Origin of the sequence: Sphingomonas sp. H160509 (assembly GCF_024124765.2) — a bacterium.
Classification (GTDB): Bacteria; Pseudomonadota; Alphaproteobacteria; order Sphingomonadales; family Sphingomonadaceae; genus Sphingomonas.
In genome coordinates this window covers 70,993-89,379 of record NZ_JAMXSR020000004.1, presented here as the reverse complement: position 1 = coordinate 89,379, position 18,387 = coordinate 70,993, and the positions used below count along the sequence as shown (strand labels likewise).

Below are 18,387 nucleotides of genomic sequence, written 5' to 3'. Positions count from 1 at the left end.
TCTGGTGACGCCGGACACCGGAGGATGCGCCGCGTATCAGGCCGGCGCGGCCTGCCGGGCCAGCAGCTGAAGGTTGTATGCCGCGGCAGCCATGGTGAACTCCTCGGCTGCTCCGGCGAGGCCCCGCAGCTTAAGCGTTCGTAGCCCCAGGTTGCGTTTCAGGTGGCCGAACACGCGCTCGATCCGCTGTCTTCGACGCCGCGCGTGCACATAGGCGTCGGTGCCGGCAAGGGCGCGCACGGTATCGCGAGCATCCTCGCTGACGAGGCGGGTAATGCTGCGTTTCCGGCTGACGGTGCATCGGGGCTTCAGTTCGCAGCCAGCACAATTGGCAACATGGCTTCGGTATACGCGAACCTGGCTGGCGCGTTTGGTGCCGCAATAGCCGAGTGGCTTGTCCGCCGGGCAGCGATAGGCATCGGCCTCCCGATCGTAGTGGAAGGCATCACGGGTGAAGAAGGCGTCGCGCTGGCGGCTGCGGTCGATGACCGGGATGTACGGGGTGATTTTTCGGTCGATTAGCCAGCTGAGCAACGGGCCGCTGCCATACGCTTTGTCAGCCGCGAGGCTCTCGGGTGTGATGCCCAGTGTGGTGCCGGCACGCGACACCAGTGTCCGAGTTGCCGCGACCTCGGATGAAAAGCGCGCCGGCGTCGCCTCCACATCGAGGATGCAGTCGGTATCGAGGTCGAGCAGGGGGTTGATGGCGTATGCGTAGCGCGCCGGTCCGTGCTTGCAGGTGAGCGCCGCCTGCGGATCGGTCGGCGAGATGCTGGTCGGATTGACGGTCGCAGGTTCGTCAGGATCTGGCGGCAACGCGGCGTCGAGCGCCGCCAGATATTCGGCGACGGGTCGCGATATGCTTTCCCCGGCACGAAGCTCGTCTGCGGCGTCGGCCCCCTTCAGCTTCTTCTCGCGGCTGGCGTCGGCCATGATGGTACTGCCGTCCACCGCCAAGTCGCGCCCCGCTACCAGCCCTGCCGCGGCGCACCGCGCGACCACCTGCTCGAACAGCAGACGATGCAGGTCGCAGGCGCGGAAACGGCCGTGCCGGTTCTTGGAGAAGGTGGAATGGTCGGGCACCCGGTCGGCCAGATCGAGCCGGCAGAACCAGCGATAAGCGAGGTTGAGATGTACCTCCTCGCAAAGGCGGCGTTCCGAGCGGATGCCGAATAGGTAGCCGATCAACAGCATCCTGAGCATCAGTTCCGGATCGATCGAGGGCCGTCCGCTCGTGCTGTAGCTCGCCGCCAGCGCCTCGCGCACGAAGCTGAAGTCGAGCAGCCCGTCGATGCGTCGGAGCAGGTGACTGGCAGGCACATGATCGTCGAGCCGGAACCCGTAGAACAGCGCGCCTTGCGTCACCTGTCGACCCATCATGCTCGTAAACCCCTGACGCCTTTCCAGGAGTGAATCACGTCTTCGTCACTGTCGCAACCAGCCGTTTTTCAACAGTCTCGAGCGGTTTTGATACCGATGCCTACCTACCTATTGGTGACAGAATGCGAGTTGTAGGCCTCTCGAGTTCCCTGCTTTCATAAGCCCATGCCCATGTCTCGCGCGCGGGTAATACCGGAACGATCGATCTCGAGCTGACGCTCGGGGATTTGGCGATCCAATGCCCGCTCCAACGCAGGCTGATTGTCCATGCGCTCGATCAGCCGTTCCAGCTTGCGTTCCGCCCGCCAGGTCGCGTCCTCGCTGGTCGCTGCGGCGCGCTCTCCAGACGCAGCGCGCCAGTCGGCCACGAACCGGTCGGCATAGTCCGGTCCGCTGCTGGCGCGCGCTCGTCCCTCATCGGCCCATGCCCGCCATGCCTGATGCATCCTGCCGGCCGCGATCTCGCGCGCCAACTCGGGCGTGCGGTCCAGCACGGTCCTGAGATCTTCGGCGCCCTTCGGCCGCAACTGGTCGAGCCTGTCGGCGCCGGCATGCATGGCGCGGACATCCTCGCGCTCCGGCCACTCGCGCTGCCGACTCGCGTCCTCCACCGCCGCGAATACCCGTGCGTAGCAACCGATCGCATCGGCCTCGACCGGCGGCGAGCCAGGCAACCGGATCTGCGAGGTATCCGGGCTCCGGGGCGGTGGAACCCCCGGCCCCGCGACCTCGCTCGCCGCTGTCTTCTCACCGCTTTGCCGTTCCGCCACCTTCTCCAGCCGCCTACCATCATCGACGACGAACGTGACGCTTTCGCGCACGCGTGTCGCCAGCACGCGCAGCAGGCTGGTGGTGATGAGCTTGCCCTCGCGGCTGTCGGCCGCGACGATGCCGTGATCGCTGGTCGCGCCTTGCGCCGCATGCGTGCTAGTCGCGTAGGCGAGATCGAGCCGTTTCAGCATCGGGTCGCCGCGCTCGAGGCGCAGCGCGCGACCATCGGCGGTGGTAACGGTAAGCGCATCGGGGGCGATGTGAGTTAGCTGAGCGCGGTCGGCGTTGACTAGGCCACGTTCATGGTCGGTGCCGGTCCAGCGCAGAGCGTCGCCGACATGGAGCGTCAGGTTCTGCCGTTCGTGAACGCGCACAAAATCATCGACGCGGTTGGCGGCGAGCCTGGCCGGGCGGAACCGCTCCTGCACGCCCCCTGCCGGCGTAAGGTGACGACGCCGTCCTGCACGCCCACCACTTCCGCGAAGCCCGGACGGACCCCTTGAGTCGGCACGCCGCGGCTGAACTCGACGATGCGGTCGCGGGTGTAATGCTCTGGGAGACGTTGCTCCTCGCGAGTCAGGTGGACCGGCGACAGCACGGTCACGTTCGCCGGGGCGCGGCCGATCTCACCCGCCATCATGCGCCGGCGCTGTACTTCCTCGTTGATTTCGCCGCGCAGCTGGCGGCCCGACGCGTAGATGCCGGTGCGGGCACGGTCCTGCAACGAAAGCGCCATCCAGCGATCGGCTACCACTGCGGCGGCAGTACCGGAGGCTTCGATGGTGTCGGCCTTGAGCAGCCGCATAAGCTCGGGCACATCGCCCTTCTGCGCCGCGGCATGGACGCCGCGCATCTGCGGCGTGGTCGCGCGAACATTCTCGTCCATGACCGCGGTGCGACTACCGGCGCGCAGGATGACGTCGAACGGCTTGCCCGCCTCGACCGCGCCCAGCTGACGGCGGTCGCCGACCAGCACCAGCCGGTCGACGCCGTGCGCGCTGGCGACGTCGACCAGCCGCTCCATCGTGCGGTTGTCGATCATCGAGGCCTCGTCGACGACGAGCATCGCGCCGCGCAGCGACGTCCCCGGGCGATACTCATGCTCGCTCAGGAAAGATGCGATCGTGCGGGCCTCGACGCCGGTGTCGGCACCGAGCCGGCGCACAACGCTGTTCTGGATAGCGAGGCCGATCACCTGCCGTCCTTCAGCCGTCGCGATGCGAACGACGGGCTTGAGCATCGACGACTTACCGGCACCCGCCACGCCCTGGACGGCAACGACGCGGTCGCGCGTGATGAGGATCGTGGTGGCGGCTGCCAGCTGGCCCTTGTTAAGTTTGCGGCCCATCGCCTCCACCGCCATCTGCTGGACGCGCGTCTCGGCATCACCGGGGGCGACGATGGCGGGCACGGCGTCGCGGCCAGCTAATACGCTCGCGACGATGCGCTGCTCGATCTCGAGCGCCTGGGTGGTGGTCATCATCACGCCATCGGCGCCGGCGATCAGCAGCCCGCGCTCGGCGAGCATGGCAATGCGCTGCTCGACCGCCGCCACATTGACGGGCGCGCCCATGTCGAGCGCGGTCTTGAGCACGTCGCGCGCCGGAAACGCCGCCTCGCGCTCGGCGAGGTGGCGGACGGCGGATGCGACCGCGTGCGCGGCGACGAAAGCGTCGGGACGCAGCCGTCCAGCGCGTTCGGGCACCAGGGGATCCGGCCTGGGACCGATCTGGAGCCCGAGCTTCTCCGCGAGCGCTGCGCCTTGCGCGGCAATGCCGCTGATCCCTTCCACCAGCCGCTGCCATGCCTTCGGCTGACGGACCGCTTTCTCCTGCGCGACTGCCACCATCGCGGGTAGATCGACCCCCCGCCCCTCGCGCTTTCTCACCCCATTCCGCGCGCAGCACGTCGCGGTCGATCTCGGCCGGCTTGGCCGCCCGCGTGCTCAGCGTTACCGCCGAGCGCGCCTCGGGCGTTCGATGCTTCATCGCCGCCATGCCGGCATCGATCTCGGCCGAGCGCGTCGAGAACAGTTCAATCACGTCACGGGGCACGCCGGCAATCTCGAACTGGCCGTGCTTGGCGACACGCTCGGTCGTGTAACCAAGCTGCTCAACCGCACCCCTAAGCGTCGCGTTGTAGACGGAAGCAGCCGCGGTGTAGCCCTCCCATAGCTTGTCGTTGTGGAGTGCGTGCCAGCTGCCGTCAGGCGCCTTGGTCACGTTGGCGATGATCGCGTGAATATGCGCCTGCGGGTCGAGCGCGCGGCTGGTGTCGTGCTGGAACAGCGCCACGACGAGGTTACCACTCTTGACCGGCTCCTGCCTGCCGTCGCGGGTGACCCGCGCCTCGGCGAGGTTGGCCTCGATCCACCCAATCGTCGTTTTGACCGCGGCCATGTGCGCGGTGAGCAGGCGAGCATCGCCGCCGACATAGGCGAGCAGCGACAGCGACTTTGGCGCGGAGAAGGTGAAGTCGAGCCCGGCGCGGTGCTTGCCGTTCGGGCCAGTCGATATGCTGTCGCCGTTCGGCAGTGAGCCCGCCAGCACCGCCTCGAAGGGGTCGCGGCTGACCGGACCGTCAAGCCCAAGCGCCTCGGCCCCCTGCCCCGCCCACAGGCTCGCCTCGGTCGCCTGCCCATCGGTGTAGTAGTTGTCAGCAGCATAGTAGCTGGCGGCACCGGACGTTGACCGCACGACCGCCGGGGTCAGCATAGCACTTGAGCCCGCGCCATCAGTCGACGATACCTTGTCCGACCTCGATTGCGCGCCTGCGGCTGGAGACGTGGATCTCGCATGGCACAAGCCGGCGATAGTCGCTGAACCGGTCGGCGCGGTCCGCGCATGCCTTCACCCGCGCCTGGTTATCGGCGAGCCGCGTGGTCGCCTCCCAGTGCCGCAGGGGCCCTGCCCGGCGGCTGTAGTGTTCGAATAGCCGGTTGGACGCGGCGATGCCATCGCCCGGCTCGCCGAGTACCGTCTGGCTGACCGCCGCGGCGACCATGCCGTTGCCGGGGACGACCATCAGCGCCAGCGCTGCCGATAGCACGCCGACCGCCGACCAGCGGACCTTGTCTGATCCGACAGGTGCCTCACCAACAGGTGTCGGCATCCACCGGGACTTCTGTCGCCGTTCGAAAAAGGAAATGGGAGCGCCCGTGGGAGTAGGCTTGATCACGGTCCGTGGCGCGGGGACCGGCGCAGACGCAGACGCAGACGCAATGACGCTTGTGGCCGCAGCTGGAACGGGAACGATGCCCGTGGAGGTTGGCACGATCGCAGTTGCAGCGGGGTCAGCCGTCAGCAGCGCCACGGGCTCGTCACGTGAGACCGCCTCGATAAGCGTCACCTTGCCGCTCTCGGCTGCAGCCTTGGCCTGCGTCTGATGTTCAAGACCGAGCTTCGCCAGACGGATCATCGTCGCGTTGAGAGGTTCGTCGGTACGCGCGGCTTCCTCACGAAAAAGGTCATTCTCGTCTTCGGTCATCGATACCGAAATTGCTGGACGCCTGGCCTTCATATGGTGCTCCCGGTGGCGACGCCCGTCCCCCATTGGACTGCGCGGACGCGATGCAGAGCCGTAACAAGACCCAAGGCGGCACGGAGCGCAAGGTCGTTTTTGCGTCACACGGCCATCATATCGCGTATGACGTCATGCAAACAGAGCTTACAGCCGTATGACGCTGTCATATCCTATGAATATCAATAGTTTATGCCTGCTGGACACAGCGTGATGTGTGCCTCCTGAACCCCCTGAAATCCCGAGTTTTGCTGCACTGGCCTGTCCCGGTTCGTAGGTTCATTTCGGGACGTCCAGAGGGGGCATCCGAGCCCTTGGGCGATTGAACCTAATCACCCTCTGTTGGCCAGAGGTCCATCGCAAGTTGTCCCAGTGACTTTTCAACTTTGGTCCGCTTGCCCGGTGACGGAGCGGATGCTTTTTTCGGAACGTCGGGTGCTGCTCTCACCGGTGCCTCCAGTCCCAATGCACGCAGGCCGGTCTCGGCAACCGCGATCAACATCGGCCCATCCGCCCCACCGAGCACCTGCACGGCCATGCCGTTCAGCAAGGTCATGATGTACTCGGTGATGGCGACCGGATCGGTTCCAGCCGGCAGGTCTCCCTCACTCACATCGCGCTTCAGGCGTGCGTGAACCGTGGCCTGGCGGGACAGCCGTTCGGCGACGAGCAGATCACGCGCGGTTACCCCTTCCCTGCCCGTCGCAAGCGCTCCCTGCACGACAAGGCAGCCGGGAGGGGGGTCAAGCGAGGTGAACGAGGCCGCAGCGTTCAACAGGAGCGCCCGGATCGCGTCAGCTGCTCGCGGCTTGTCCAATGCGTGCTGGATATACGCTCCAGGTCCGGTGCCATAGTGGGCCAGAACAGCCCGAAACAGCTGCTCCTTGTCGCCAAACGCTGCATACAGGCTCGGTCGCGAGATACCGATGGCTTCGGTCAGATCGGCAATGGATGTGCCTTCGTAACCGTTGCGCCAGAACAGCGCCAACGCGCGGTCCAGCGCCTCGGATTGGTTGAACCCACGCGATTGCTGGCTGGACATGCTGGCCTTTGACAAAGTCTGCTTCTACCGATCGGTATATAGCTTGGCAGGATGACACGTTACACGGCCTTACCGATCGGTAGGGCCATACCGAAGCAGCGTTCACAGCTAGTTAGATCTCTTCTGGGTCGAGCTAACTGGCCTTGGGGTAGTGCAGCGCAGATCAGGCGGTCGCTTTGCCCCCCCTTTACCGAGCGGTATACCTATCCGTCTTAGTTCAACTTTTCGCATTTCGGGCAGCGTAGCAGCCAAGGTCAATTAGGCGGTCGAGTATGCCCCGGCGAGGTCGCACCGAACAATAATGCCTGCGAGTGCGACCTCCGCCCCGCCGTCATCCAGCGCAAGATCACCAATGGCTACCGCGCCTTGTAGGCGGCTCAGGGCGATGCTGACATCAGGACCGTCGTCGCCACCACGCCCTTACGCATAGGACTAACATCTTCGGTACCATCGCCGCTACCCTGGGCGCATGAAACGCCTCAGACCGGGGTGGGCGATTACCAATGCTTCATGATGGTACAGTTGAAAATGTGTTGTCGATCCAACGGCGGTCTACATTTCTAGAATTGTCTAAATCGATTATAAATCACGTTTCTTCGTCGCTATCTCGCGCCATTGCCCAAAAGGCCTCAGTGAATATTTTGCTTTCCAGCAGCTGGCGTTCTTCATAACCTTCAAACTCCGGCTCGTCCAATACAGCCAAAACATCGGTAAGTTCGAAATGACTTATTAGATCACCAAATTTATCGGCCCATCTCCTTTGTTCCTGCTCGAACGCAGCAATAGCTTTGCCGGGCAAGCTGAGCTTTGCCATGAGGGCGATACGTGAACCGCTGATAGTTACAAACTCCTGCTCAATCAGGCGTTTCATGGCACTTGCAATGGTGCCGCGGGAAAGACCGGTGTTTTCGCAAAGCTCGATGTATTTGAACGGCACCGGGCGGAAAAAAGCTCCCCGCTTCATGGCCAACGCGTCGATTATACCGCGGCCGGCAGAGCCGATAGGGCCGGTGTATTTTTTTCCCTGACGTTTGGTCATGATATCGAATTCAGTTGCGACCCTTCCGATAAGGCTGAGCGCTTCGGCTTGCTCTTCATACGTTCGCTTGCTGATTTTTGACATGCCACCTCCCGCTGAAAACGGAGGCGATGCCCGGCCCGAGAGCCGGGCGTTCGTAACCCTGCACAAGCACAAGGCGCTGCCACCTTTAGGCAAGCCTTGGACATGCGTGACAGCCACCCGGCCGAGAAGCTCTCGACCAGACTTGTGATCATCGGGGTTACGACGCCCCACGGCCGGGATTGACCGAACCGCGGGTCTATGGTCGCAGAAGGAAGCGCTTTGGACAAGCTGGCGTGACAGAGACGGGCGTTTCGACGATCATCACCCCCATCGAGCCAGGACGAGCCTGCCATGAACGATGCCCTTCCGAGTTTCGCACACTGGCCGAGCAAGCTGCCTACGCTGCCGTCCTGGCTGACCTCGCCGGCCGCGGTCGGGGAGACGAGGCGGCCATGATCTTCCTCGAACCAACCGATCCGGACGCGGCGGTGGTCGCCGATGCTATGACCCGCGCTGTCAGCGACGCGCTGTACGTCCGCCTCACTCGCCGCTGCCAATCGCCTCTATGCGGTCACCCGTGCAGTTGCATTCGATGCGTTCGGTATGCTGGTCCATATCGGTCGCAAGCGGCATCCGTTCGAGCGGCTGATCCGGCAAGCCCGTGGCCGGGCGGAGCCCCTGCTCTCGCCGATGGTTCAGCCGATCGGCCTCGCGGACTATGACGCTGCACTGGGGTTACCGCATCCGGGCGCCAAACTAGCGATGCTGGATGAGGAACTGGCGGCGATCGCGCTCTACTCCAACACGCTGGATGCGTTACGCTGAGTTCGCGAGCAGGGTGTGAAGATCGCCGTCGCTTCCAACCCTGCCCTGCCCTACGCCGTCCCGCTGAAGGCCATCCCTGAGTGATCTGGTGGATATCTGGCACTGATCCCTTCGATACAGGGGCGATCAAGCCTGAGAGAGCGGTATACGCCGGCCTGACGACACGCCTGGGATGCGAGGCCAGTGAGTTGCTGATGGTGGGCGATACCTGGCGCGACGATATCGTCGCCGCCGAGGCTGGATCACGTGCGCGGTGGATCGATCGTCAGAGCCGCCCCCTCCCATCCCGGCCGGTTTCTCGCGGCTCGTGAATTGGATGATGCCTATCCCGATCGCCATAGAGCCGGGCAATGACGGATCTGGAACTTGTCCGCAGTGCCATCGATGCGAACCTTGATTACCTTCATACCCAGCGGTGGGCGCTTCAGGCGGCACGGCTAATGGCTTCGGCAGTGTCAGGAGACGCGATCGACCGGCATGGCTTACTCGGACCCACATGGGGCCGTACACGCCCCTCACCGGGCTCTGCGCGCGCGAAGAACGCCACGGCATCCAACGCAGCTGACAAGGCTTTGGCTCGGTCCGGATCGATCAAAGCGAGAGTTATGGTACGCTCCGTGCCGAGACCCGGGAGATGCGCGAACCCGCCGGTCATCGACAGGCCGATCTCGATCGCTGTCGCGAATGGTCAGGCCGTCGGTCACGGCCACGCCGTGATTTCGCCGACCCTTATCCAGAGCTGACGGCGCAACACTTGCGCCGTTAAAATCACCGGTCGCGGTTACGCAGGTAGCTACAGCATGGTGCGCGATGAGGTCCCCCCGCTACGCCTTGCCGGTGGCGGGACAGCCTATTCCGTTCGCTTCAAGACCTTGCTCGGAGAGCAGGCCCCAGGTCGACTTCGCACAGTTCCGCATCAGCTTCACAACGGAGCCTCACACCGTGCATATCGTCTTGCTCTCCTGCTCGGTAGTTCCGTTAAGAATCAATGTTATTATTTCCAAGTTAAGTAAGTTAGGGCCAAAATAAGCGTTTAGATTCAAGGGGTTGCGTCGACCCTTGTGTTCGATAGACGAATAGATGTGTTCGATAGACGAGCTCCATGTGCTCGATAGACGGTCGAGACCGTGCTCGATAGACGAGAAAAAAGGCTTGCCTTGTGTTCAATAGACGAGGATCCCTTAGCTCGACACTATCTTCCCGCTGGCGAATCGCTGCAGCAGACCGGCAAAGTCCTCTGCGGTTGCCATTTCCTCCGGTTCGACTAGCGGAAGGACCTCCCGATCACGACAAGGACCGTGCTGTTCAAATCGCTTGGGGGAATCTCCCGCACGTCTATCGAGCACGTCCTGAGAATCTCGTCTTTCGAGCACGTTCGGACGACGGGTAAATACCGCCTTCAGGCCTTTAATTCCGCGCACTGATCTAAAATCCGCCAGCCGTTTACCCTCGGTATCACCGACAAGCGCGATGTGGACCTCGTATTCGGGCAAATCATTCGCTTCGACGATTTGGCCTAGAAACCGCTTGAAATTGCGTTTGTCATCATCGCTATAACCAATTTTCTCTGCAAGCTTCGGCAGACTGATTGTCCAGTGCGATTGCCGGCCGCAATGCTTACGGGCGAGCTCGTACACTCGACGAGCCACTCCGCTCGTTAGCCGAAAATAGGCGCTGTCGATCGAGAGAATCGTGCGGTCTTCGACGATTTGGCGCCACACCCAGTCCTCGAGCTCGACTTCGCACATGCCGAGAACTGGTTTTCCATTGATCATGCGCTCAGTCATGCGGCCTGACTTTATCCAAGAGAAAAATGTGCGCTCAGTCTGCCCGTTCTTGGTGGCTATATTTGTACGGATCGAAGTTGATTGAAGGCGATCGAATGCCGAGACTAGATCTTCGTAGGCCCTACCGCCGGCAGAGCGGCCGCATGATATGAAAAAGTCATGGGCGTGGAAGCGCACTTTCTGGGTGACTATGACGCCTTCATTAAGCATGCGATTGATCTGGGATGCGACATAGATCAAAATATCCTTGTCCCATATTGTCGCCAGCCCTCGATGACCGGGCTTCACTTCGATGCGGACTTTACCGTCGTCATAGATGCGCGTCTCGAACACTGGTTGCTTGGAGATCGCGAAAAATGGATACTCCATTAAGTTCATTATGTCGCGGTGCCGGAGCTGTTCCTGTCGATCAAGGAACAGGTTCGGGATGATCTCTAACTGGCTCTCCATACTCCGCCCCATTTGTGCTCAATAGACGAATCGAGACGTACCTCCAATGTGTTCGAAAGACGAATCGTTTTGTGCTCAAAAGGCGAGATGCGGTGCTCGATAGACGAGTCGACGCAGCCAGCCGTGCTTGATGGCTCGGTGGAAGGGGTGCCCGGCGGCTGCGGGGGGGCTGGACTAAACATGGACGCCGCAAGCGCATCAGCGGCAGAAGGCGCTACGCGACAATCATAGACGGTCGTGCTCAATGACCGGGCGTACCAACATCTCAGCTCGACTTTCCGCATTCTAGGCCGCGTAGCAGGCAAGATCGACCAGACGGTCGATGATGGCGTCGGGTGATTTTTGCGGGTCGGGGTCCTGTCGGGACATGGCGAAAGTCTGGTCGGCCCACAATTGTCGCCGGACTGCGGCAAGCGCATCGCTGAAAGTGATGGCTTGCTTGGTGTACTAGTGTGCCGAACGTGCGGCGATGGCCCGGGCCTGGTGGATGTCGTCTGCGAACAGGGTGACGAGGGAAAACAGGCCAAGCAGCATAGGGGGCTCTGTTGCAAAAATTGGCGTGAGTCAATCTGGCGGCTTTGGGCTGGCGGTGGAGCGTGCGTGAACGATTTCAAATGGCGGCATTTTAGGGGTGAGATCATTCTCGGGGGCGTTCGCTGGTATTGCAAATACGGCATCAGCTACCGGAACCTTGAGGAAATGCTGCAGGAACGGGGCGTCAGTGTCGATCACACGACGCTGTACCGCTGGGTTCAGCACTATGCGCCCGAGATGGGGAAGCGTTTGCGCTGGTACTGGAAGCGGCCGGGGTGTTCACGAAGCTGACGCGTCGACGAGACGTACATCAAGGTCAATGGCAAATGGGCCTACCTCTATCGAGCCGTCGACAAGGACGGCGACACCGTCGACTTTTAGCCAACTCGCACGACTGCATGCCGCCCAGGATGCGGATCTTTTGCTCGACCCGGCCATAGGTAACTGGGACTTCTTTGCCGACCACGTCACTCAGCAAGAGCTCGCCTGCGCCGGCGAAGCAATTTTAAGGTCTGACGGCCTGGCACCCGTTATTTACAACCGTCTCACCTGTGTGCTCGGCGATATGATCTGGGACGTGGCGGGGCGGCCCGGTGCCCGACTGCATGACGTCTCATCAAAAGTTCGTGCTTTCGGGTATCAATCACTGGCCGACGCGATGCGCCTGAACCCCGACGTCTCTACGGGCACCCGGGCAGGCTGGATGGCATTAGCTAGCGCGCCTGCAAGAGGATGCCGGCCGGTTTGCGGCAGGTACGTCGGCCACCACAAAGTCCATCCGCCGCTGGCTGACCACAAGCCCTAGATCAGTGCTGTTCCTGAACGCCGGTGCTGGGGTCAACGAAGGTGCATGTCGCTCCGTTCAGGCCGCAATCGACTGCGTCTCACGGCTCGAGGTGGACGCCGGGCGGGAGGTTCAAATTGTCCAAATCCATTCGGCGAGCGTCTCAGGTACGCGGTGGCGAGACAGGTCACCGTCGACGGTGCCTTGGGATGAACGGACCAAGGGGCGCTGTTGAAGCTCACTATCGAGGAGGTGAGTACGTGATAGCGAGGCTTTGACTAAAGGGGACGAGTGGCTGCGATTATCCGGATGACAGACGCGCAGAACGAACCAGCCGGAGTGTTGCCGCCTCCCCTTGTCCAAGCACTTGATGGCGCAGTCGGGTGGCTTTCAGGTAGTAGATCGCGGCGATGGCCACGACGACCTTCAAAGTGAGCGGGGGCGCGGCGCTGGCGGATCAGCGGCGGGCGTGCAAATCGAGCGACGTTCAAGGCGCCGGACTACCCCCCACCCTCCCCTCCCCCCGTTTGTCGGATCCCTGGCATGATGACCTAATCGACGTCGTGGGCATAACGGACGGGCAAACGGCGCCGGGCTGGTCACGCCTGCAGCAGCTATGAGAAAAAGGACGTCGAGCGTGTGTTAGGTCTAGAGGCTGCTCGCGGCGTTCGCAGCCCCTCAAGTCGCACATGTTGCGCATGATCTGACGCCAGAGACGTACCGCTCTTACATATCAGGCCAAATATGCCGTTGTTTATAGCCAAGTTTCGGCATCACATGGTCCGCTACCCGGTCGGTTCGACGAAGCCGGTTTCTTCTCACGCGAACACGGCTGGTTCGTCAGTTGGCTTATCGGGGCCAGTTTCCAACCGGGTCTGTCCCTAATCCGAGTTGAAGCTCTCACGGTTCATAGGTCGCCTGGCCGAGCAACTCGCTTACTTGAAGTTGGATCCGATATGTGATCATATCAGGTTAGTCGACCCGGTTAAACCAATTATCGGGTCTCTGTGATAACCGAACTTTTTGCTAATCAGTTCGCCTTTGATCCTGTCTGGCGTAAGTACATGATTGTAGACGCGATTTGCCGATAGTTGTGAACTCCGGCACTTAGCCCTATCCAATAGCTGCGCATATCCGGTTAGCAGGATTATCCGGTGCTTGGACTTATCGAGTAACCGCCCCTAGCGGGCAACCGTACCTACCGGTTACCGGACCACCAGATAACCCAACTTTTCGAGTAACCCAACCTACCCGGTAACACAGCTTATCAGGTACAAGTTACCTATCGGGTTAGAATGCCTCCCTGGTAAACCTACCTATCCGGTTAACCTAGCTATCTGGTAAATTGACATATCTGGTGACTCTAAAAATCGGGTGTCTTCCACTACCGGATGACTCAAATATCTGGTTTTGATATTGGCCCGGCCTTACTACTTATTTGCAGCGTCGGATATTGGGGCTGGTCGGGGTCCCGCCCATACCGCCACATTGGATTAATTTTCATGGATCATTGGGTTCGGACGGCAATCGAAGCAGGCTGCTGATCGCACCAGATTATCACGAGCACCGGGTAACTATTGTTATCCGGTTGGTCGATAAATCCGGTAAGTAGGTTAGCCTTCGTGACCCGGTCCGTGCGGGGAAGAGAAGGGAGGAACGAATGGTCTCCAACTATCGTTTTTTTGCGCGAGTTAGACCTCACATGGTGCCTACGTAGCAAGGCCCAGCAGAGAACCGGTGACAACGCAACCTGATAAGCCATAAAATCGGATTTATGGACTAACCGGATAAACCTAGTTACCGGATGATCAGAGAAATCCAATTTCAAGTGATATCTGGTTGCTATATAAATCCGGTATATCTAACACTCTTCGAAGGAAACCATGACGAGGCGGAACCGGATAAGACGAATAACCGGATTTGCCTTGTAATGTGTTTATCCGGTAAATTGGCTAATCCGCGGAGGGTCTGATGCCTACGATCGCGATCGCGTCTCCGAAAGGTGGCGCCGGGAAAAGTACGACAGCTGTGATTCTGGCAACGCAACTTGCTCACGCTGGTGTACCCGTTACACTTCTCGACTGCGACCCTAACAGATCGGTCAGCCATTGGGCGTCTCGTGGGGAAAAGCCAAACCGTGTGAAGGTCATCGCCGACATTACTGACGCGACCATCATCAAAACGATCAAGGAAAACGATCGTGACGGACAAATCGTCATTGTTGACCTTGAAGGGATCGCATCCCGGTTGATGTCGCGAGCCATTTCACAAGCCGATCTCGTGGTCACCCCGATGCGGGCAACAACCTTGGATGCAACAGTTGGGTCGCGAACGATCGCTTTGATCCAAGAGGAAGAGGAAGCGCTTGGGCGCGCTATTCCCTTAGCGATAGTATTCACCATGACAAAGACAGTGAAGTCAAAACAACATTCCGGGATTGCAGCGTCTCTGCGAGGGCAGGGGATCGATGTCATAGAACCTGACCTGCTCGAACGAGCCGCGTTCTCAAGCCTCTTCGAGTTTGGCGGCGACCTTTATACGATGCCGCCGCAAGGTAATGCCGACGCAGCGCGTAAGAATGCTGAACTATTTGCGAAAGCTGTACTGCAGCGTTTGATGAAGGGATTACAAAATGACTGACGAGGCACCGTTCAAAATTGACCTCGGTAGTCTGAAATCGCGCGGCAAGGGCTCAGATCAACGGTCGGTTGCCGCCGCCGACGCCGCGGCCGTGGACCACGGCTTCGTTGCCAGGGAGGGAACCGAAAGGCGCCGCGGTCGGCAACCGAGCCCGAGGACAGGTCAGATCCATGCGAAAGTAATGCCGGACGTGTCTGACGCGATAGCCTACGAAGCGCAGAGAAGGGGCGTCACGCAGGGGGTTATTCTTGAGGAGGCCTGGAAGCTTTATATAGAACAGCAACATGATCACGAGTAGGCGCGGGTGATGCCAATTTTACTCGTGGCATTTCGCTAATCGGGTTATCGAACAAACCCGGTAAACTGCGCTACCGGCTCGGGCGGCTTTGACAGGAATGTAGCAGAGCCGAAGAACCTAAATCACCTACCCCGACCGTGATCATGGCGGCGCTAGACTGCGCCTAAATATCATTCAGCCAGCGTCGCGCCTAATCGACAACAGGTGGTCTATTTCCTCCATCGCAAGGTCGAGATCCGCGCTCGCTGCACCCAGCGGCCCTGCATCAAGGAATGCCGGTGCTGACGCGGACGGGTTGGGCGGGGCGGGGATTAACCGGCCCCCCGGTTTCAAGCTAACGAGTCCGGCAGCGGCGAGCGCGTGTGCCTGTATATCCGCACCCGAGCGCGACAGGCCAAGCACACGTCCAATCTGTGCACGCGTGATCGGCCCGAACGCGGTACTGAGAGCCCAAGCGTCAGCGGCACGGGCGTTGCGCGATAGGCCGGCGAGGGCGTCGCGACCGCGGTAAAGAGCGCTCTCGATGTCCTCTAGGCCCCTGAACGCTGCGGACGCCGACTGGATGCTATGATCGACGAGCGCAGCAGATCGTTCGGTGTCATTCAGATCGAGCCGAAATACCGTAGGGGGGGACGATTCCTGTCACGGACGGCGCGACACTGCGGGCGACAAACGCGAAGTTCAGGGCCCAGCATTCCGCCGGATCGGGTGCGATGTAATGATGCATCGTACGGGAGGGGGGGAGCATCGCATCACGTCCCTGACCTTCAGCGAAATCCGCCATAGTAATCAGACTGTCGACTGCAGCTGTGGCGCAAGCCAGACCCTGAAGTGGATGATCTGGACCTAGGTCCACCAGCCCGCAGGCTTGGGTGAGGGTGCCATTGGAAGGCACATCTGACACCGCGTCTTGCGCAGCATCGAGCAACGCCAGCGCTTCGACCTCGAAACCGCGGGTCGCGTTGACCATGCGAACGACGGTCGTCGCGACGTCCGCGATTGCCGGCACACCGTTGGCAGCGAGCCAAAGCACGACGGCGTCGCGGCGCGGGTCGTCGGTCATAAGGATCGAGCTAGGGTCGCTACTTGGCTGGCTGGTGCGCAGGGCCGACATCACCGGCGCCGGCGTCGTGCCGATACGCACGCCAAGCGCCTGTAACGGTTGCCAGGCCGACATCCTGCGGATTTTGGGGGACGCAAAGCGCGCTGCGCCAGCCAGTCGACCGAACGCGTACCCAAGCAGTTTGGTACGCTAGCAATAGACAAATTACTAGGCATCGCCATCTGCCTTCCTCCTCCACTTACCATAATCGGACATTATGGTAACTACAGGGATGTGATACACAGGCGGAATGCAGGGTAAAACGGACCAGCGGACACGTGCGGTATGAGCGAGATCGTAGTCCATCGTACCGACGGGGAGGGGCTGCCGGTCCGCGCGCGGCGTGGGATCGTCGAGCCGATCGATGCCCGCGTTACCCGGTTGCTGGGTCTTGCGCTGTCCGCTGATGCCGGCCCTGTCAGCGAGATCGGCTTTGACGCGCAGCTTGGCGCGATGGCAGCAGCGAGCAAGGCGGCACTGGCGTCGGACCTGGCCTGCTATCTGCGTTGGTGTGAGGACACCCGTGTCGCCCCGCTGCCCGCTGAGCCCGAAAACCTGGTCCGCTACATCGCCATGCTCGAGACGCGCGGCGCCAAGCCCGCCACGGTCGCCCGGCGGGTTGCCAGTCTCGCCACCGCACACGGTCTGTCAGGAATGCAGGAGAGGGGGCATGCGCCCACCAGCCACGTCATGGTCCGTGCCGCGCTCAAGGGCCTGCGCCGACGACGTGGCGCTGCTCAGCGTCAGGCTGCCCCGTTGCGCTTCGGAGCCTCGCTAGATCCCCATACCAAGGGTTTCACGCTGACCGCACTGCTCGGCGCCTGTGGCGGCGATTTGCAGGGCTTGCGCGATGCTGCATTACTGTCGCTCGGCTATGATGCGGGATTGCGCGTCAGTGAACTCGTCGCGGTCACCGTCGCGCACATCGATCCGCACAGTGATGGCTCGGCGCTCCTGTTCATACCATCGTCCAAGACCGATCAGGAAGGGCAGGGGGCCTGGGGCTGGCTGTCCGCGGACACGATGCGCCGGGTCGGCGCCTGGCTGGTCGCGAGTGCTATCACCGAGGGGCCGGTCTTCCGCCGCGTTGGGGTTGATCGGCGCCGTTTGCGCGCCGCGGTCCCGCCGATGGCGTACGAGGCGATCCCTGGGCACACGCGGCACTGGCAGGAGAAGCTGAAGGGCAAGAGGGCGGAGCCGGCGCGGACGGTCTATACCGTTGGGACCGCGTCGCTGAGCCGGCAGGGCGTCAACGGGATCTATCGGCGGGTGGCGCTGAGTGCGTTCGATCAGGGGCTGGTCGAGATGCCGATCGCGAAGGTCGAGGAGGCGGCGCGCGCGTTGTCGAGCCACTCGTTGCGCGTGGGGCTCACCCAAGATCTCTTCGCGGCCGGCGAGGACGGTGTTGGTATTGCGCAGGCGTTGCGCTGGTCGTCGCCGTCCACCGCGTTGCGCTACGGACGCAAGCTTGCCGCCCGGAGTAATGTCGCCGCCCGCGTCCTGTCACGCATTAGGAGCTAACGGCCAGGGCCATGTCGGATTGCTCCCTTCGTTGCCGAGCAGGCGGCATCAAGACGAAGTAAAGTAGAAATTCGCTTCACGTTCGACTTTGCGTTAACACCGATCATTGCCGTGACTCGCGAACAGCATGACGGTGACTGAGAGACGCTTCAACGCTCCCGCTTGATGGGAGGGACGCCGTGGATAAATCTGATAGGCTCGATGACTTTGTTCGAAACGAACAGAAGGCAAGAGAACAAGCCGAAACCTGCAATGATATTTCGGCTCGCATCGCGCATTTAGGGGCGCGCTGCTTTGTATGCCGAAATGATCAAGGCGAGGAGGCTGTGAGCGAACGCGGAACCTTTGGATAGGCGTCGAAAAAAGACGCATTGGTCATTGACAACGCAAAACACCCCGAAACGTAACTTCTTTGGGATTTCGTTTCACGCCGATCAAGGTACTTTGAGTATTAGCCTTATTGCTTATGACGGGCAGTTAGTAAGATCTTGACGGGGCACGGTTCTACACTGATCCGAACTTACACTTCATGGGCGTATCGCTCGGTTCGTCGCCTGGAACGTCCGGATCAATCAAAGCGGGCGCCGGGTTGTTGAAGCCCGGCAAGGAATCTGGGTGGTTATCAGACAGTGGCGTGCCGTCTGACTTTCAGACGGGGGCTTGTGCGTAGA

Annotated in this window: 16 protein-coding genes and 1 pseudogene; 7 read left to right on the top strand and 10 right to left on the bottom strand. The window is 61.2% G+C overall.

Translation table 11 applies throughout. The features are described from left to right. Positions 1 to 36: 36 nt before the first annotated feature. The 7 genes from NHF48_RS23605 to NHF48_RS23575 form a co-directional block, all read right to left on the bottom strand. Positions 37 to 1,380: an IS1182 family transposase gene (locus NHF48_RS23605; protein ID WP_253072723.1), complete on the bottom strand. Its 1,344-nt coding sequence runs from the start codon at positions 1,378 to 1,380 to the stop codon at positions 37 to 39. 155 nt (positions 1,381 to 1,535) lie between these two features. Further along, a complete protein-coding gene (locus tag NHF48_RS23600; RefSeq protein ID WP_253072722.1) occupies positions 1,536 to 2,525 on the bottom strand; it encodes a hypothetical protein in 990 nt (329 codons plus the stop codon). Further along, the gene (locus NHF48_RS23595) at positions 2,498 to 3,499 is read right to left on the bottom strand and encodes an AAA family ATPase (RefSeq protein ID WP_253072840.1); all 1,002 of its coding nucleotides are present in this window, start codon (positions 3,497 to 3,499) and stop codon (positions 2,498 to 2,500) included. The genes NHF48_RS23600 and NHF48_RS23595 overlap by 28 nt, the downstream gene beginning before the upstream one ends. A gap of 37 nt (positions 3,500 to 3,536) precedes the next feature. Further along, positions 3,537 to 4,865, bottom strand: a complete 1,329-nt coding sequence (mobF, locus tag NHF48_RS23590) for a MobF family relaxase (protein ID WP_253072721.1) — start codon at positions 4,863 to 4,865, stop codon at positions 3,537 to 3,539. Between the two features lie 19 nt (positions 4,866 to 4,884). Further along, entirely contained in the window at positions 4,885 to 5,637 is a 753-nt protein-coding gene (locus NHF48_RS23585) for a hypothetical protein (protein WP_253072720.1), read from the bottom strand. A 361-nt stretch (positions 5,638 to 5,998) separates the two neighbouring features. Beyond that, positions 5,999 to 6,712, bottom strand: a complete 714-nt coding sequence (locus tag NHF48_RS23580) for a TetR/AcrR family transcriptional regulator (RefSeq protein WP_253072719.1) — start codon at positions 6,710 to 6,712, stop codon at positions 5,999 to 6,001. A 586-nt stretch (positions 6,713 to 7,298) separates the two neighbouring features. Next, on the bottom strand, positions 7,299 to 7,835 hold the full coding sequence (locus NHF48_RS23575) for a winged helix-turn-helix transcriptional regulator (RefSeq protein ID WP_253072718.1): 537 nt from the start codon (positions 7,833 to 7,835) through the stop codon (positions 7,299 to 7,301). 543 nt (positions 7,836 to 8,378) lie between these two features. On the opposite strand from NHF48_RS23575, the gene NHF48_RS23570 reads away from it, so the two are divergent. Together NHF48_RS23570 and NHF48_RS23565 are read left to right on the top strand one after the other, a co-directional pair. Next, positions 8,379 to 8,600 (top strand): hypothetical protein, encoded by a 222-nt coding sequence (locus NHF48_RS23570; RefSeq protein ID WP_253072717.1) that lies wholly within the window; start codon positions 8,379 to 8,381, stop codon positions 8,598 to 8,600. Between the two features lie 80 nt (positions 8,601 to 8,680). Then, on the top strand, positions 8,681 to 8,911 hold the full coding sequence (locus tag NHF48_RS23565) for an HAD family hydrolase (RefSeq protein WP_263817144.1): 231 nt from the start codon (positions 8,681 to 8,683) through the stop codon (positions 8,909 to 8,911). Between the two features lie 113 nt (positions 8,912 to 9,024). Here NHF48_RS23565 and NHF48_RS26390 read toward each other — a convergent pair whose 3' ends face one another. Both NHF48_RS26390 and NHF48_RS23560 read right to left on the bottom strand, forming a co-directional pair. Beyond that, a complete protein-coding gene (locus NHF48_RS26390) occupies positions 9,025 to 9,255 on the bottom strand; it encodes a protealysin inhibitor emfourin (RefSeq protein ID WP_446741246.1) in 231 nt (76 codons plus the stop codon). Between the two features lie 526 nt (positions 9,256 to 9,781). Beyond that, a complete protein-coding gene (locus NHF48_RS23560; protein WP_253072836.1) occupies positions 9,782 to 10,837 on the bottom strand; it encodes a replication initiator protein A in 1,056 nt (351 codons plus the stop codon). A 600-nt stretch (positions 10,838 to 11,437) separates the two neighbouring features. On the opposite strand from NHF48_RS23560, the pseudogene NHF48_RS23555 reads away from it, so the two are divergent. The 4 genes and pseudogenes from NHF48_RS23555 to NHF48_RS23540 form a co-directional block, all read left to right on the top strand. Then, positions 11,438 to 11,749: pseudogene (locus tag NHF48_RS23555) on the top strand (IS6 family transposase); the annotation flags it as partial. A gap of 43 nt (positions 11,750 to 11,792) precedes the next feature. After that, on the top strand, positions 11,793 to 12,176 hold the full coding sequence (locus tag NHF48_RS23550) for a hypothetical protein (protein ID WP_253072835.1): 384 nt from the start codon (positions 11,793 to 11,795) through the stop codon (positions 12,174 to 12,176). A 1,950-nt stretch (positions 12,177 to 14,126) separates the two neighbouring features. Continuing rightward, positions 14,127 to 14,795: a ParA family protein gene (locus tag NHF48_RS23545; protein ID WP_253072834.1), complete on the top strand. Its 669-nt coding sequence runs from the start codon at positions 14,127 to 14,129 to the stop codon at positions 14,793 to 14,795. Continuing rightward, entirely contained in the window at positions 14,788 to 15,093 is a 306-nt protein-coding gene (locus NHF48_RS23540; RefSeq protein ID WP_253072833.1) for a chromosome partitioning protein ParB, read from the top strand. The genes NHF48_RS23545 and NHF48_RS23540 overlap by 8 nt, the downstream gene beginning before the upstream one ends. Before the next feature lie 598 nt (positions 15,094 to 15,691). Here NHF48_RS23540 and NHF48_RS23535 read toward each other — a convergent pair. Next, positions 15,692 to 16,207, bottom strand: coding sequence for a hypothetical protein (locus NHF48_RS23535; RefSeq protein WP_263817140.1), 516 nt, complete (start codon positions 16,205 to 16,207; stop codon positions 15,692 to 15,694). Positions 16,208 to 16,480: 273 nt separating this feature from the next. Between NHF48_RS23535 and NHF48_RS23530 the strand changes: the two genes are divergently transcribed. Continuing rightward, positions 16,481 to 17,716, top strand: a complete 1,236-nt coding sequence (locus NHF48_RS23530; RefSeq protein WP_253072831.1) for an integrase — start codon at positions 16,481 to 16,483, stop codon at positions 17,714 to 17,716. Positions 17,717 to 18,387 lie beyond the last annotated feature (671 nt).

What these genes read in the sequence shown, in the direction of transcription:
- NHF48_RS23545 (WP_253072834.1), top strand. Translation starts at nt 14,127, where the DNA reads ATGCCTACGATCGCGATCGCGTCTCCGAAAGGTGGCGCCGGGAAAAGT.
- mobF (WP_253072721.1), bottom strand. Translation starts at nt 4,865, where the DNA reads ATGCTGACCCCGGCGGTCGTGCGGTCAACGTCCGGTGCCGCCAGCTAC.
- NHF48_RS23560 (WP_253072836.1), bottom strand. Translation starts at nt 10,837, where the DNA reads ATGGAGAGCCAGTTAGAGATCATCCCGAACCTGTTCCTTGATCGACAG.
- NHF48_RS23575 (WP_253072718.1), bottom strand. Translation starts at nt 7,835, where the DNA reads ATGTCAAAAATCAGCAAGCGAACGTATGAAGAGCAAGCCGAAGCGCTC.
- NHF48_RS23540 (WP_253072833.1), top strand. Translation starts at nt 14,788, where the DNA reads ATGACTGACGAGGCACCGTTCAAAATTGACCTCGGTAGTCTGAAATCG.
- NHF48_RS23595 (WP_253072840.1), bottom strand. Translation starts at nt 3,499, where the DNA reads ATGGGCCGCAAACTTAACAAGGGCCAGCTGGCAGCCGCCACCACGATC.
- NHF48_RS23605 (WP_253072723.1), bottom strand. Translation starts at nt 1,380, where the DNA reads ATGATGGGTCGACAGGTGACGCAAGGCGCGCTGTTCTACGGGTTCCGG.
- NHF48_RS23580 (WP_253072719.1), bottom strand. Translation starts at nt 6,712, where the DNA reads ATGTCCAGCCAGCAATCGCGTGGGTTCAACCAATCCGAGGCGCTGGAC.
- NHF48_RS23585 (WP_253072720.1), bottom strand. Translation starts at nt 5,637, where the DNA reads ATGACCGAAGACGAGAATGACCTTTTTCGTGAGGAAGCCGCGCGTACC.
- NHF48_RS23535 (WP_263817140.1), bottom strand. Translation starts at nt 16,207, where the DNA reads ATGTCGGCCCTGCGCACCAGCCAGCCAAGTAGCGACCCTAGCTCGATC.
- NHF48_RS23570 (WP_253072717.1), top strand. Translation starts at nt 8,379, where the DNA reads ATGCTGGTCCATATCGGTCGCAAGCGGCATCCGTTCGAGCGGCTGATC.
- NHF48_RS26390 (WP_446741246.1), bottom strand. Translation starts at nt 9,255, where the DNA reads ATGACCGGCGGGTTCGCGCATCTCCCGGGTCTCGGCACGGAGCGTACC.
- NHF48_RS23530 (WP_253072831.1), top strand. Translation starts at nt 16,481, where the DNA reads ATGAGCGAGATCGTAGTCCATCGTACCGACGGGGAGGGGCTGCCGGTC.